At 49.2% G+C, this 14,542-nt stretch carries 12 protein-coding genes; 7 read left to right on the top strand and 5 right to left on the bottom strand.

All coding sequences use genetic code 11. The annotated features are described in order from the left end of the window. Nucleotides 1-85: 85 nt before the first annotated feature. Both B160_RS0108320 and B160_RS0108310 read right to left on the bottom strand, forming a co-directional pair. Nucleotides 86-661 (bottom strand): dihydrofolate reductase family protein, encoded by a 576-nt coding sequence (locus B160_RS0108320; protein ID WP_026309630.1) that lies wholly within the window; start codon nucleotides 659-661, stop codon nucleotides 86-88. Nucleotides 662-1,072: 411 nt separating this feature from the next. Next, nucleotides 1,073-1,969, bottom strand: a complete 897-nt coding sequence (locus B160_RS0108310; RefSeq protein ID WP_018627438.1) for a sugar phosphate nucleotidyltransferase — start codon at nucleotides 1,967-1,969, stop codon at nucleotides 1,073-1,075. Between the two features lie 112 nt (nucleotides 1,970-2,081). Here B160_RS0108310 and B160_RS0108305 point away from each other — a divergent pair, with 112 nt between their 5' ends. The 7 genes from B160_RS0108305 (at nucleotide 2,082) to secG (ending at nucleotide 8,478) form a co-directional block, all read left to right on the top strand. Then, complete coding sequence (locus tag B160_RS0108305; RefSeq protein ID WP_157557962.1) at nucleotides 2,082-2,954, top strand: 1-aminocyclopropane-1-carboxylate deaminase/D-cysteine desulfhydrase; 873 nt, start codon at nucleotides 2,082-2,084, stop codon at nucleotides 2,952-2,954. Between the two features lie 88 nt (nucleotides 2,955-3,042). Beyond that, complete coding sequence (locus B160_RS0108300) at nucleotides 3,043-3,696, top strand: hypothetical protein (RefSeq protein WP_245562169.1); 654 nt, start codon at nucleotides 3,043-3,045, stop codon at nucleotides 3,694-3,696. Between the two features lie 177 nt (nucleotides 3,697-3,873). Then, complete coding sequence (gene miaB / locus B160_RS0108295; protein WP_018627435.1) at nucleotides 3,874-5,301, top strand: tRNA (N6-isopentenyl adenosine(37)-C2)-methylthiotransferase MiaB; 1,428 nt, start codon at nucleotides 3,874-3,876, stop codon at nucleotides 5,299-5,301. A gap of 257 nt (nucleotides 5,302-5,558) precedes the next feature. Next, a complete protein-coding gene (locus B160_RS0108290; RefSeq protein WP_018627434.1) occupies nucleotides 5,559-6,815 on the top strand; it encodes a sigma-54 interaction domain-containing protein in 1,257 nt (418 codons plus the stop codon). Then, nucleotides 6,796-7,326 (top strand): LPS assembly lipoprotein LptE, encoded by a 531-nt coding sequence (lptE, locus tag B160_RS0108285; RefSeq protein ID WP_018627433.1) that lies wholly within the window; start codon nucleotides 6,796-6,798, stop codon nucleotides 7,324-7,326. The genes B160_RS0108290 and lptE overlap by 20 nt, the downstream gene beginning before the upstream one ends. Before the next feature lie 3 nt (nucleotides 7,327-7,329). After that, nucleotides 7,330-8,085, top strand: coding sequence for a hypothetical protein (locus B160_RS0108280; protein ID WP_018627432.1), 756 nt, complete (start codon nucleotides 7,330-7,332; stop codon nucleotides 8,083-8,085). A gap of 3 nt (nucleotides 8,086-8,088) precedes the next feature. Further along, complete coding sequence (gene secG, locus B160_RS0108275; protein WP_018627431.1) at nucleotides 8,089-8,478, top strand: preprotein translocase subunit SecG; 390 nt, start codon at nucleotides 8,089-8,091, stop codon at nucleotides 8,476-8,478. A 442-nt stretch (nucleotides 8,479-8,920) separates the two neighbouring features. On the opposite strand, the gene B160_RS0108260 is transcribed toward secG, so the two are convergent. The 3 genes from B160_RS0108260 to B160_RS0108250 form a co-directional block, all read right to left on the bottom strand. Continuing rightward, entirely contained in the window at nucleotides 8,921-10,174 is a 1,254-nt protein-coding gene (locus B160_RS0108260) for a YeiH family protein (RefSeq protein ID WP_018627428.1), read from the bottom strand. Nucleotides 10,175-10,266: 92 nt separating this feature from the next. Beyond that, a complete protein-coding gene (locus B160_RS0108255; RefSeq protein WP_018627427.1) occupies nucleotides 10,267-12,381 on the bottom strand; it encodes a prolyl oligopeptidase family serine peptidase in 2,115 nt (704 codons plus the stop codon). 28 nt (nucleotides 12,382-12,409) lie between these two features. Continuing rightward, nucleotides 12,410-14,356 (bottom strand): tetratricopeptide repeat-containing sensor histidine kinase, encoded by a 1,947-nt coding sequence (locus tag B160_RS0108250; protein WP_157557961.1) that lies wholly within the window; start codon nucleotides 14,354-14,356, stop codon nucleotides 12,410-12,412. Nucleotides 14,357-14,542: the final 186 nt, after the last annotated feature.

Genomic DNA, 14,542 nt, shown 5'->3' with positions numbered 1-14,542 from the left:
ACTGAAGTTCAGCCGAAGAATGGGAATTGAATTTTACGCTTCTGCCCAATCCCGCTTTTTGCAATAGCTTGCTATCCGTCCGTTATCATGATCTGTCTACTTCATAATTCAATTCAGTTACGCCACTGGAAAATTGCCGTGTAGTTGACAACAATTTTAGTTTTATGGGGCCGCTGATATCCGTAAACAACGGAATGCCCCGTCCGAGGATGACCGGATTAACGAATAACCAGTAGCCGTCAATTAAGTCCTGTTGTATAAGTGCATGTGTTGCTGTCGGACTGCCAAAAAGCAAGATGTCCTTATCCGATTTTTGTTTTATTGCATGTATACCGTCTGAAATATTGTCGCTGATAATTGTCGTGTTCGTCAATGCAGCATCCTTCATTGTTTTTGATAAAACAACTTTATGAACATCCTTATACCATTTTGAATGTTCAATATCGTGCTTGGTCGCTGTTGGTTTGTCTCCTGCGGAAGGCCAGTAACTTTCCATCATCTGATAGGTGACCCGTCCATATAATGCAGTGTCGCCTTCGCTTATCCGCTTACCAACATAGTCAAAGAGTTCTTCATCCACCTTAGCCCAGTTGAGTTCTCCGTTTGGACCGGCTACAAAACCGTCAAGCGAAACATGCATAAATGAAATTACTTTCCCCATATTTTTTTTACTTTTTATTGTTGACGGCCTGCTCAATCCCGCCCGGTACCGCGGCTTCAGGCATATCAAGTATTTCTATCTTTCAGCATGCTGAATTTTATGCAATAGCCCCTTACCTGCCTTTCCGATTGTTTCTCCATAGGTCTCCGGCAATCCCCCTTGTCTTCCATGCCCGTAATGTGAACAGCTACCCCCGTCGTGTTTGCGCCGATCAGCACACAAAAAAGGGTTATATCAAAAGTCCGCATTGCCCTGCCGTTCCGATAACAACCGGGATCGTTCCGGTTTCTAAAATGGTTATCCGTCAATGGATCCTGAACGCCCGTCCGGGGGCCGAAATTCAGAACAGCAATGCGCAATAAAACGCCTTTTGATACAACCGCTCCAATATGAATGCTCACCAGGGACCGGCTACCCCCAGAGATTATTGCTGTATTCCCCCTTCCCGATCAGGTCATTCAGTTGCTTTTGTACCGCAGGCGCATCTTCTTTGTAGGTAACTCCAAACCAGGGCGCGTCGGTCTTGATCACTTTAACCACGCCTCCTTCTTTGATAAAATGATCCACAACTGCCGGGATCAGGAACTCCGATTTGGGAACGTTCAGGTATTCTTTTATAAATTCTTTGAACTGTACCGCATACCATTCATAGATGGAGGGATGAAAGCACCAGAAATTCATAGAAACCGTAGTGTCTTTGGGAAGTTCCCGGGGTTCCAGGCCATCGTCAGAAACAACCACCTCTCCGTTTGCCGCAATATTATACCGCTCTACAACACTTTGCAGGTTGCCTTTCGCATCCAGTCCGCACACGCCCCTGTTCACCGTGCCGTGGTCCGACAGGGTATTCATGATATTGTATCCGACAACTGCGTACGTTTTTTCATCAACGCCTGTGGTCAGAAACGTATATGCTTTTTTAAAGGCATCCGCACCATAAAAATCATCGGCGTTGATCACCGCAAACGGCTCGTCCACTACTGTTTGTGTGCTCAGTACCGCATGGCCGGTTCCCCAGGGCTTGGTGCGTTCTGCCGGTATTTCCGCTCCATCGAGGAACATATCCAGCTCCTGGAAAGCAAATTCATAATTCACCTTACCATCCAGCTTGGAGGCAAACAGTTCCCGGAAATTGGCTTCAAACTGCTTCCGGATCAAAAAAACAATTTTACCAAAGCCGGCCTTGATGGCATCGGCGATGGAATAATCCATAATGGTTTCTCCTGAAGGGCCAAAGGCCTCCACCTGTTTCATACTTCCGTAACGGGATGCCATACCGGCAGCTAAGATCACTAATGTTGGTTTCATTCAATTTTTTTTTACGTCTTCTATCGGATTGATATATTTACTTAACGAGATCTCAAAAATAGGTAAATTAGCCATCCGATGTATCGGACCGGCACACCGGATTATCGCAGCGATGGAAGCAATTCAGGAAGATTTAGCCACTTTAATGCCTGTACCCTGGCTGGGCAATGCCACCACAAAGGTGCATGTGCTCCGGCTTGACCGGGTACACCCGCTGATCAGCGGCAATAAATGGTACAAACTGCGCTTTTACCTTGAAGCCGCCAGAACGCAGGGTAAAAGCATTGTTACATTTGGAGGAGCCTACTCCAACCACATTCTGGCCACTGCTGCGGCCTGCAGGCTGGAGGGCATCCGCTGTGCCGGCATCATTCGTGGCGAAGCGCCCCGGCTCTATTCCCAAACCCTTACGGATGCCGCAACCCGGGGCATGGAGCTGCATTTTATTACACGCGGAGCCTATCAGCAAAAACAGCTTCCGGCACCGTTTGCCGGCGACGACTGGCTGGTGATCCCCGAAGGTGGTTACGGCATATTGGGGATGCAGGGCGCCGCTACCATCCCGGTTCCCCCCGGACCGTTTGACCATATCTGCTGTGCCGTTGGTACCGGTACCATGCTGGCCGGGCTGCTGCAGCCGGCAGCCGGCAGCACTGCGGTAACCGGCTTCAGTGTCTTAAAAAATCACAAAAGCATCACGCAGGAAATCGATGCGCTCCTTCCGGAGGACCATCGGCCCTACTTCCTCAACCCCGACTTTCATTTTGGAGGCTATGCAAAATACAATACCCGGCTCATTCGTTTTATGAATGAGCTGTATGATCAAACCGGGATCCCTACCGACTTTGTGTACACCGCCAAGCTTTTTTACGGGGTAAAGGCCCTGCTGGAGGAGGATCTTAAAAACAGCCGCAATGTACTGGTGATCCATAGCGGCGGGTTGCAGGGAAATCGCTCGCTGCCAAAAGGAACGTTAATTTTTTAAGGATTCCGGCCGGCGGCCCTATCTTTGTTTGAATCAAAAAAACAGAAGAGACCGCGCACAGGATATGAAAAAAATAGTTTTGTTACTCTTGATCGGATCTGTAATCAGCAATTTTTCGTTTGGCCAGGAAGACCTTCCCAAAGATTTTTCGGTAATCAAAGTAGGCAAGCGTGTTGTAGTTTCCTGGACGCATAATTTCCCCTCGGTAAAGATGATCTCCGTGCAGCGCTCGTACGACAGCAGCCGGTATTTTCAGTCCATTGGCGCACCGCCCGACCCCAACCTGAAAGACAATGGGGTTTCGGATCCGAATCCTCCAAATGACAGCATGTATTACCGGGTATATGTATTGCTGGACGGGGCCCGGTATGTAATGACGAAGGCGAAACGTCCGATGGTCGATACCTCCGGAGTGGCAGGCTCCTATAACGACGTAAACCCCAATAACAACCCGCCTTCCCAAACGGCCGATTTTCTTCCGGCGGGGTTTGTGCAGTCGAAGTATATCTTTATGACCCCGGACCGCTACGTGCGTGTGGAGCTGCCGATGGATTCCCGGAAATATGACATTAAGTTCTTTAACGAAAATTACCAGCCGCTGTTTGAGCTGAAAGACGTCAGGGAGAAACGGTTTAAGCTGGACCGGTCCTATTTTTATAAAGCGGGGTATATCAACTTTGAGCTCTACGCCAACGGAAAGATCCTGGAAAAATATAAATTGTTCCTGCCCAAGGAGTTCTAAAGGGAAGGTCTGAGGATCGGGCTACGGCCAGCCATGGGATCCAAACGGCGGGCCATCGCACATACTGAAAGCGGGCGCCGGTAGTTCCATGCCCAAAATTAACATTTCATCCCTGCCATACTGTCATACAACCAACAGATTTACCTATCTTTGCAATTTCATAAGAACGAATACAGTATGTTAGATTTAGCCACAGCAAAGGTGCACGACGAGGCACGTCAGGGAGAACAGTTTGCACCCTTTAAAGATGACCCTAACAGCTACCGGAAACGGTTTTATATTGAAAGCTATGGCTGCCAGATGAATTTTGCAGACAGCGAGGTGGTTGCGGCCATTTTAAACAAGGAAGGCTTTGGGGCCACCCGTAATGTGGAAGAGGCGGATCTTATCTTTATCAATACCTGCTCGATCCGTGAAAAGGCCGAGCAAACCGTTCGCAAACGGCTTACCGACTTCAAAAGACTGAAAACAGGCCGGCCCGGTACTCTTATTGGCGTATTGGGATGTATGGCGGAACGCCTCAAATCAAAGTTTCTTGAGGAAGAAAAGCTGGTAGATATCGTGGTAGGGCCGGATGCCTACCGCAGCCTTCCCCGCCTGGTAAATGAAGCCAATGACGGGCAAAAAAGTGTAAATGTGCTGCTGAGCCGCGAAGAGACCTATGCCGATATCGCGCCTGTGCGCCTGAACAGCAATGGCGTCAGCGCATTTGTCAGCATCATGCGCGGCTGTAACAATATGTGCTCTTTTTGTGTGGTACCATTCACAAGAGGCCGGGAGCGCAGCCGCGATGCAGAAAGCATCATCAACGAGTGCCGGGATCTTTTTGACAAAGGATATAAGGAGGTTACCCTGCTGGGGCAAAATGTAGATTCGTATCATTATATTCCCGGGAGCGGAACGGAGGCCGATGCCGTAAGTTTTGCAACCCTGCTGGAGCAGGTGGCACTGATCTCCCCCGAATTAAGGGTACGGTTTTCCACTTCGCACCCCAAAGACATTACCGATGATGTACTGCATACCATGGCCGCATACGAAAACATCTGCAAGTGCATCCACCTCCCCGTCCAAAGCGGCTCCACACGCGTGCTGCAGCTGATGAACCGTACGTATACCCGCGAATGGTACATGAAGAAAGTAGACCGGATCCGGGAGCTCCTGCCGGATTGCAGCATCACATCCGACATCATTGCCGGCTTTTGCTCGGAAACCGATCAGGATCACCAGGATACCCTGTCCATCATGGATTACAGCAACTACGTATACGGGTATATGTTCTATTATAGCGAACGGCCCGGCACACTGGCACAACGCCGGTATAAAGATGATATTCCGCTGGAGCTGAAAAAGAAACGGCTGCAGGAGATCATCGAAAAACAAAACCAGCTGTCGCTAAACGATTATAAAAAGGATATCGGTAAACCCTATAAAGTGCTGATCGATGGCGACAGCAAGCGCAGCAGTGAGCAATGGGTAGGCCGCAACTCCCAGAACAAAGTGGTGATCTTTTCCAAACAGGAGAATGCGGCTCATAAAAAAGGCGATTATGTGCTGGTGAGGATCGATGATTGTACCCAGGCAACATTATTTGGAACGATCGTATAAACAGGGATCAAACAGGGCACGGGAAATAACAGGCCGGAAGGAGGAACTGGTAGCAAGAGGTATCATAAGGATTTAAAAGATCTTTGGGGAATATGGGTTACAATTTAGGTTTTACAGAAGACGCCATCGCCGACATCGAACATTTGAAAAAAAGGCGACAGAGATATATGAGGTCAGGGAAGCGACCGTTACTGTTGAGATCATTCAGGCCATTGGCTATTATTACGATAAATAACTTTTATTAAATTTCTAAAATCTTGGATTTACAATCAATAAAGAACCGCTTTAACATCATCGGCAACTCACCGGAGCTGAACTATGCGCTGCAGGTAGCGGTCCAGGTGGCCAACACGGATCTTACCGTGCTGATCATTGGTGACAGCGGAGTAGGTAAGGAAGCCTTCTCCTCCATCATCCATTCGCTCTCCTCAAGAAAACACAATCCTTTCATCGCCGTCAACTGTGGTGCCATCCCGGAGGGTACGATCGATTCCGAACTCTTTGGCCATGAAAAGGGCTCCTTTACGGGGGCCGTAGATGCGCGCAAAGGTTATTTTGAAACGGTGAACGGCGGCACCATTTTCCTGGACGAGATCGGGGAAATGCCCCTGGGTACCCAGGCCCGGCTTTTGCGGGTTTTGGAAGCAGGGGAATATATCCGTGTAGGCTCCAGTAAAGTGCAGAAAACAGATGTGCGGGTGATCGCTGCAACCAATAAAGACCTGCTCAAACTGGTAGAACAAAATAAGTTCAGGGAAGACCTTTACTACCGGCTAAGCACCGTTCCCATAAGAGTGCCCTCGCTGTCCGGCCGGAGAGAAGACATCGTTCTGCTCTTCCGGAAATTTGCCGCGGACTTTGCAGATAAATATAAAACGCAGTCGGTGCAGCTGGACGAAGACGCCAAAAACCTGCTGCTGGAATACCCCTGGCCCGGCAATATCCGGGAATTAAAAAATATTGCGGAGCAGATATCGGTACTGTCGGAGAACAAGCAGATCTCGGCCAAAGCGCTCGGCCGCTACCTGCAGCCCTATTCCAACAACCGCCTGCCGGCCGTATCCACCGCACAGCATCAAAACGAATTTCAAAACGAACGGGAGATCCTTTACAAACTCTTTTTCGATATGAAAAAAGATGTCAATGAACTCAAACGGATGTTCCTCGAAGTACTGCAGAACCCGTCCGTTGCCGCCCAGAACCCTTCCCTGATCAATGAGCTGAAAGATCTCAGCAACGGGCACGACTCCGGATACCTGCCGGCCCCTGCCGCCACCTATCAACCGGTGCAGCTCTCCATGCCGCCGTCATCAGCTCCGGTGATCGTAGACAATTCGATTGACGAGCACGAGGAAGTAGACGAAAGTCTTAACATCATGGAAAAGGAAAAAGAGCTGATCATCAAAGCCCTGAAAAAACACAAAGGAAAAAGAAAAGATGCATCCCTGGACCTGGGGATCAGCGAACGTACGCTTTACAGAAAACTAAAAGAATATGACATTGAAGAATTATAAGACCTTTTTTGCAGTGCTGGCAGTATTGGCAGTACTGGTGCTGGCATTTGCCCAAAGCGGTTGCGGCATTTATAAGTTCAAAGATGTAAGCATACCGGATACCATTAAAGTAGTACGCGTAGGCATCATTCAGAATAAGGCCTCCTATGTAAACCCGCAGCTGGCGCCCGAGCTGACGGAGAGCCTGAAACGGAAAATAACCAGCCAGACCCGCCTGAGGCAGACAAACAACAGCGATGACGCGGATTGGGATATCAACTGTACCATTACGTCCTATTCCTTCTCCACCTCCGGTATCTCCAACCAGCGGGCCAATACCAACCGCCTGAACGTGGGTGTGCACATAGATGTACGGGACAATCATTCACAAAAAATAAACAAGTACGATGTAACCCGCAGTTTTGACTACGATGGAACGCTGGCCCTTCAGCAGGCGGAGCAGGGACTGAAAACGGAAATGCTGAGAAGTCTTTCCGATGATATTTTTAACCGGATATTTTCCAACTGGTAAACTATGAATCATTTTATCCATTCGATTGCCTTTGCTGCGTTTCCCGAGCACCACCACCCGATGCCGGTTGCTGACCTGCAACAGATGGTGCAGCGATACCCTTATGCCCCGGCCCTTCAGCTGCTGCTGGCGGCACGCCTGAAGGAAGCGCAGGACGATGGGTTTGCAGACCAATGGCAAAAGACCCTGCTTTATTTTAAAGACCCCTTGTTGCTGCAATACCAGTTCTTTGCAGGATACAAACCGGCAGCAGGGCAGCCGCCTGTTGTTATTGCTGCAGAAAACAATGCTCCCGTGCGGGAGGCTGATGAAGCAGCAGGGACCGGTGATGCAGCAGCGCTTCCTGTCATACCGGGTCTGAAACTGGAGCCTTTGGATGCGGCAAAAGCCGGCATGCTGTTTACCCCCTATTATACGGTGGACTACTTTGCATCCCAGGGCATTAAACTGGCCGATGAAAGCGGCTCCGCCGATCATTTTGGAAGCCAGTTAAAAAGCTTTACATCCTGGCTCCGGGAAATGCGCCGGCTTCCGGATGCAACTTCAGGGATCCGGATCAGCGCTACAAATGAAGCAGTTATCGAAAAAATGGCGGCAAAATCGCTAAACGGGGAAAACGAAGAAACCGCTGCGATGGCCGAAGTTTGGGCCAAACAGGGGAATAAAGTAAAAGCCATTGAGATCTATCAAAAATTAAGTTTGCTAAATCCCTCTAAAAGAGCTTATTTTGCAGCGAAAATTGAACATCTAAAGAAATAATTCATGTTAACAACGCTATTTGTAATATTGATCATATTGGTTTGTGCTATTTTAAGTTTTATCATCCTGATCCAAAACCCCAAAGGAGGCGGCCTGACCGGTACTTTTGGAGGCGTGAGCAGCCAGTTTATGGGAGTGAAGCAAACCAAAGACGTGCTGGAAAAAGGCACCTGGATCTTCGCTGCTGTGATCGCTGTATTGTGTTTGTTCTCAACGTTCTTTGTTTCCGGTTCCAAAGTAGGCGCCGCAACAAACGGACGGTTACAGGATATAAGCACCCAGCCTGTACAGCAGGCACAACCCCAGGCCCCTGCCATTCCGTTTAACAACGGTGTGCAGCAGCCTGCCACCCAAACAGCCCCTCAACCGGCAAAACCGGATTCAGGAAAATAAAAGAACATACAGTCTCCAACCATATTTCCATCCCGGCAATGATCGCCGGGATTTTTTTTGCAGCCCCCTGGTACAAAAACGGCAAGGCAGGCCACACGCTCTTATCGACAGAACGCAGCGACCGGTGCAATGCGTACCTGCCAGATCATCCCGCCATCTCAATGCCGCCGGGCAGGCAAAAACAGCCCCCGTTTAAAACGGAAGAACTGAAACAAATACAGGAGCCGTTGGCCATGTTATGAAAATAAAATTTGCAAAATGTTGTCTAACCAGTCAACTTAACTATAATGCCGGCGATATCCGGCTCTCTACCCTGATGGAAATCATTCAGACCGGGCTTGGGGGCCGTTTAAAACTGACCCTGCAGCTCTAAAAGGGGTTACCGCAAATTCATGCCCCTGCACCGGAGCTATCATCTGAAACGCCGCCGGATCCGCCGCACTTATCCGAAAAGTATGAATGCAATGATCAGCGTGAGGATCACATTGAACGACTGGGCTATTAAAAATGCCCACAGCGGTTTGCGGCTGTTATTTTTAAACAGGTCGGCAAACCTTGTTTCCAGGCCGATACTGGTAAACGCCAGTCCAAACCAAAGCCCCTGGATACTCTTCAGCCCACTCTTTACAGAAGCGGTTACTTCCGGGGTCACCAAGAATGAAAATAACAGCGAAGCTCCTATGAACCCCAGTATAAACTTTGGGAACCGCTGCCAGATCACGCGCAATGTTGGCTTTTCATGCGTTCCGGTAGTGGTGCTTTTGGTATAGGTCCAATATACAGAGATGGCAAATGCGGCGATGCCCAGCAATACATTCTGCGAAAACTTCACAATGGTGCTGATCTTGAGTGCTTCCTCCCCCACCAATGAGCCCGAAGCCACTACAGCACCGGAAGTATCGATGCTGCCACCCAGCCAGGCCCCCGTTACACGTTCAGGAAAATGAAAATAATTGGCGATGACAGGCATAAAGATCATCATCGGTACGGCCGTAACCAGTACCATGGAGATCACATAGGACAATTTTTTAGAATCCCCCTTGATCGCACCGGAAGTAGCAATGGCTGCCGACACACCGCAAATGGATACGGCGCTGGAGATCATCATCGTCAGATCGTCATCCACTTTGAGTTTACGGCAGAGCCAGAATGCGAAATACCAGACCGATAAAACCACAACAAGCGCCTGTATAAGTCCCAGTCCGCCGGCTTTCATGATGTTTGAAAAAAGAACAGCGCATCCCAGCAATACCAGGCCGATCTTTACATACAGTTCTGCATTCAGCACTTCACGGACCCACCCGGGCAATCTGAAAAAATTTCCGATGATCAATCCAAGAGCAAGGCTGAAGATCACCGCTTCCAGGTTCAGATCATTCATCATCCGGTTTCCAGCCAGCACAAGGGCTACCTGGGTAATGACAAAGATCAGCCCAAATATGGGGATCGTGCTTTTCACCGGCTTCCCGGTCAACAATGCCGCCAGGACGGCTACGGGGAATACGATGAGCAGTTGCTTTCCGATATCCGCGAGATTGGATGAAGAGAAAACCGTTGTCGCAAGATCCGTACCGTCCTTCCATGAATAGACCGGAACGGGGATTACCAGCCCCGAAAGGGCAAGAAGAATGATAAGGCCTCCCATTACTACAACAGCCCAATCCTCGTGCATCAGTGGTTTTTTTGTTTGCTCCATTATTTATTTTTCGTTTTTAAAATACCCGTGCCCCATAACCCGCCTGCCGGCAAAAGCAGACGCAGTACGATACAAAAAGCACCGCCGGCGCCTTACTGCTGCTCCTTAAACTGCATTCCCAGGTGGTACATGGTAAAGGCCCATATATCTGCGGCCTCTTCGATGATCTTACCCGTGGGTTTCCCTGCCCCATGTCCTGCATTGGTTTCAATACGGATCAATACCGGGTTCGTACCCCGATGATATTCCTGCAAGCGTGCTGCAAATTTAAAGGAATGTGCCGGCACTACGCGATCATCATGATCACCGGTGGTTATCAGCGTAGCCGGGTAGCTGGTCCCTTTTTTCAGGTTATGATAGGGCGAATATTTGTACAGGTACGGAAAATAAGCGGCCGAATCGGCGCTGCCATACTCAACCGTCCATCCCCACCCTACCGTAAACTTCTGGTAACGCAGCATATCCAGCACCCCAACCTGGGGAATGGCTACCTGAAACAGGTCCGGACGCTGGGTCATTACCGCACCCACCAGCAATCCGCCATTGCTGCCGCCCCGTATTGCCGTTTTGTTTTTGTTGGTATATTTTTTTTCGATCAGGTATTCCGCAGCGCTGATAAAATCATCAAATACATTTTGCTTGTTCAGCAGCATTCCGGCCTTATGCCAGGCCTCCCCGTATTCGCTGCCCCCTCTCAGGTTCACCACGGCATAGATGCCGCCCTGTTCCACAAAGAACGCATTGCTGACGCTAAAGCCGGGCGTCATCGGAATATTAAACCCGCCATAACCATATAGCAATACAGGATTGTTCCCGTCTTTTTTCAACCCCTTCTTATAGGTCAGGAACATCGGAACCCGTTGCCCGTCTTTGCTTTTAAAGAACACCTGCTCCGTTACGAGGTTATCAGTTTTTAAACGCAATGCTGTTTTCTGATACAAGGCAGAAGTTCCTGCAGCGATGTTGTATTGATAAATGGCCGGCGGCGTGGCAAAAGAAGTATACGTGTAAAAAAAGTCCTTATCTTCTTTCTCAGCCCCGAAGCCGCCCGCAGTGCCGATCCCCGGCAATTCAATATCCCGGATCTTCCGGCCGTTAAAATCATATTGCACAATCTTCGACGCTGCATCTTTCAGATAGCTCGCAAAAAGATAGCCCCCGGCAGTACCCACGCCCTGCAGCGCTTCCTTTTGCTCGGGGATCAGGGTCTTCCAGTTTTCCCTCGCGGGATTTTTGGGATCAACCGCCACCACCCGGTAGTTGGGCGCCTGATAATTGGTGTGCAGCAAGAGCAGACCGCCGTTATTTTCTATAACGGACGACTCCGTATCAAACCCCTTTACGAGCAAGGCAAAATCCTGCTGGGCCGGGTTCCTGAGGTCCCGGTACCAGATCTCGCTGCCGCTGGTGCCTTCGGTCACATTAAGGACCAGGAAGCGCTGGTCTTCTGTAAGCCCGGCACCAAAATACCGGAGGGGATGTTCTTTATCCTGGTAAATGATGACATCCTCTTTTTGTGAAGTACCCAGCTTGTGATAGAATACCTTCTGAAATTCATTTTTTTTACTCAGCTTTGATTGTTCGTCCGGTGCCTCATATGCACTGTAATAAAAGCCCTCATTCCCTTTCCATGCAGCTCCTCCAAACTTTGTCCAGTTGATCTTATCGGTAAGCAGCGTCTTTGTTTCCGTATTCATCACAAAGATCTCGCTCCAGTCGCTCCCGGCCTTTGATACCGCATAGGCACAAAGCTTGCCGTCTTTTGTAAAAGACAGGCCACTGAGCGCGGCAATGCCTTCGCTGCTTAAGGTGTTGGGATCAATAAACACCTCGGGAGCAACGGTGAGCTCATTTGTCCGGTACAGGACGGCCTGGTTCTGCAGCCCGTCGTTCTTATAAAAATAATAGTAATCGCCTTTTTTGAAGGGAGCCCCGGACCTGGGGTAATTCCATAAAGACTCTAGCTTGCTCTTTATTTGTGTACGGTAAGGGATCGTGGAAAGATACGCATCGGTTAGCTTGTTCTGCGCCTGCACCCATGCGTTGGTTTCCGCGCTGTTGTCATCTTCCAGCCAGCGGTACGGGTCTGCTACTTTGGTTCCGAAATAGTCGTCTGTAACCGTCTCCTTCTGTGTAACGGGATATTGAAGCTGCGCCATGGTTCTCATCGTCAGTAATACAAATAGAAAACAAAAAAGTTCCTTCATATAAAGCTCATTTGAATAAAGATACCGTTCATTTCTGATTGCTCATATCCGCGTAAACCGGTTTATCCTTGGTTACCCAGAACTCCACAAGCGTTCCTTCGCCACAGGCCGTGGTGATCTTGATCCGGGCATTGATCTTTTGCGCCCGGGATCTTATATTCTTTACGCCGTTGCGATCAGTGGATTTGTCCGCGTCGAATCCGATCCCGTTATCCTTTACGGCAAAAAAGATCGCCGCATCTTCATCCCTGGCCACAATAGACGCCTCCGTACACCGGGAATACTTGACCAGGTTGTTTACAGTTTCTTTTACGATAAGAAAGATATTCCTGCGGGTGTCCATCGGCAACGGGATCTCTGAAATAGACTCGGGAAAGTCGATGACGAATTCGATCCCTTTCGACTGGAACATGGGGATGGCATATTCCCGGATATGCTGGCACAGATTGCTGAACTTATCGTTAGAAGGTTTTACCAGCCAGATGATATCATCCAGGGCATCAAGCGTATCTTTTGCATTCGCCTCTATTTTGGAAAGCAGTTCTTCTTTATTGGTGCCCGAGGTCCGGAGCAGCTCGCTGAAAATATGGATGCTGCTTAATGTAGATCCCATATCGTCATGCAGATCCGAAGCGATCTGGGAGCGGATCTCCAGCTCCTGGCGCAGCCGCTTATTGCGCTCCAGCAGCCGGTACCGTAAATAGTACAGGATGCCGGAGGTGAGGATCAGCAGGAACAGGATCAGTGCCCCAAATAAAAAAACACGGTCATTCTTCCGCAAAATGCTGTCTTTTTTCCGGTTGGCTTCCAGGAACGCGATCCGCTCCTTTTCTTTCTCCGTATCGTAGATCACTTCCATTTGCCGCACATGCCGGTTATTGCTCTCCGTTACAATGCTGTCGCCGTATTTTTTAAACAGCTTGCTATAGAACAACGCTGAATCCAGATGCCGGGTCCGCTCATTCGCTTTCATCAGGCCTTCATAAGCCGCTTTGATCTCCGTCATCGTGCCAATATTACGCGCTATCTCCAGGGCATCGAAAAACATGCTCTTGGCCTGGTCATACCGCTTCAGCAGCAGGTAAGCAGTTCCCAGGTTATTATAGTTATTGGCACTGTACAATCCATCGCCCAATGTATCGGTGATCCGCTTTGCCCTTTCAAACAACAAGATCGCCTCATGCACTTTGTTTTGTTTTTTCAATACATTGCCAATAGAGTTATAGCAGATGGCCAGTCCTTTATGATTGTTTATTTTTTTGTTATAGAACAGTGATCGTTTATAGTACAGGTCCGCAGAATCAAGCTTTCCCATATACTCATAGGCTTCACCGATGTTATTGTAGTTCATGGCCATCCCCAGCAGGTTATGGGCTTTTTGGGCGATCGGCAAACTCTTCCTGAAGTACACAATGGCATCTTCATAATTGCCCAGTACAATGTGGATATTACCGATGCTGTTGAGTGAAACACTGGCACTGTAATCATCGCCTACTTTTTCTGCAAGCCGCAATGCTTCCATATGAAGAGTCAGTGCCTTTCCGTTCTCATCCAGCCGCCGGTACACTACTCCCATATTATTGGTTGCATGGATCTCCGTTCTGACATCTCCTGTTTTGCGGGCAAGCTCCCTGCTGTCCTTATGATTGGCCAATGCCAGCGCATACCTCGAAAAATCGCGGTTATAAACGCCGTAAGCGTCGAGCAGGCGGGGCTCCGCTTCGTAATACGGCAACCGCTTTACCAATTCAAAGCCTATCTTGAACAGGGTGTCGATGAAGTTGCTTTTCCGGTGGCGCACCACGAAGGCGATGATCGAATCCACTTTGGCTTTGCTGTCCGGCCGGTTCAGCAGCGCCCTTGTGTCAGCGCTTTCCGGCATGCCGGGCTGGGGTAAGGACGCACCCCGGCCTGCAGCCCATACAAGCAGCAACCCTGCTATTAAAAGCAAACCATAGGGACGAACAATTTTCATGTTTTTGTAAGGAAAATAGACCAATTTTTTCTCAGATCCGGCCCTTAAAGTTACTAAAATCCCACGTAAAACAGTGGCCAACCGGCAGTTGGGAGCAAGCATCATTTTGTCGTTCATCATCCAGGGGCAACCGGAAGGCACCTTAAACCCGGCCGTTGGTCCATGAGCAATAAAATGAACCCGGCC

The sequence above is a fragment of the Niabella aurantiaca DSM 17617 genome (genome assembly GCF_000374125.1).
In the GTDB taxonomy this organism is placed as follows: Bacteria; Bacteroidota; Bacteroidia; order Chitinophagales; family Chitinophagaceae; genus Niabella; species Niabella aurantiaca.
Note: the sequence above shows the minus strand (reverse complement) of the source record. Positions and strands in the feature narration are given on the sequence as shown.

Excerpts from the sequence above, each read along its gene's own strand:
- B160_RS0108320 (WP_026309630.1), bottom strand. The coding sequence starts at position 661 with ATGGGGAAAGTAATTTCATTTATGCATGTTTCGCTTGACGGTTTTGTA.
- B160_RS0108310 (WP_018627438.1), bottom strand. The coding sequence starts at position 1,969 with ATGAAACCAACATTAGTGATCTTAGCTGCCGGTATGGCATCCCGTTAC.
- B160_RS0108305 (WP_157557962.1), top strand. The coding sequence starts at position 2,082 with ATGGAAGCAATTCAGGAAGATTTAGCCACTTTAATGCCTGTACCCTGG.
- miaB (WP_018627435.1), top strand. The coding sequence starts at position 3,874 with ATGTTAGATTTAGCCACAGCAAAGGTGCACGACGAGGCACGTCAGGGA.
- lptE (WP_018627433.1), top strand. The coding sequence starts at position 6,796 with ATGACATTGAAGAATTATAAGACCTTTTTTGCAGTGCTGGCAGTATTG.
- B160_RS0108280 (WP_018627432.1), top strand. The coding sequence starts at position 7,330 with ATGAATCATTTTATCCATTCGATTGCCTTTGCTGCGTTTCCCGAGCAC.
- secG (WP_018627431.1), top strand. The coding sequence starts at position 8,089 with ATGTTAACAACGCTATTTGTAATATTGATCATATTGGTTTGTGCTATT.
- B160_RS0108260 (WP_018627428.1), bottom strand. The coding sequence starts at position 10,174 with ATGGAGCAAACAAAAAAACCACTGATGCACGAGGATTGGGCTGTTGTA.
- B160_RS0108255 (WP_018627427.1), bottom strand. The coding sequence starts at position 12,381 with ATGAAGGAACTTTTTTGTTTTCTATTTGTATTACTGACGATGAGAACC.
- B160_RS0108250 (WP_157557961.1), bottom strand. The coding sequence starts at position 14,356 with ATGAAAATTGTTCGTCCCTATGGTTTGCTTTTAATAGCAGGGTTGCTG.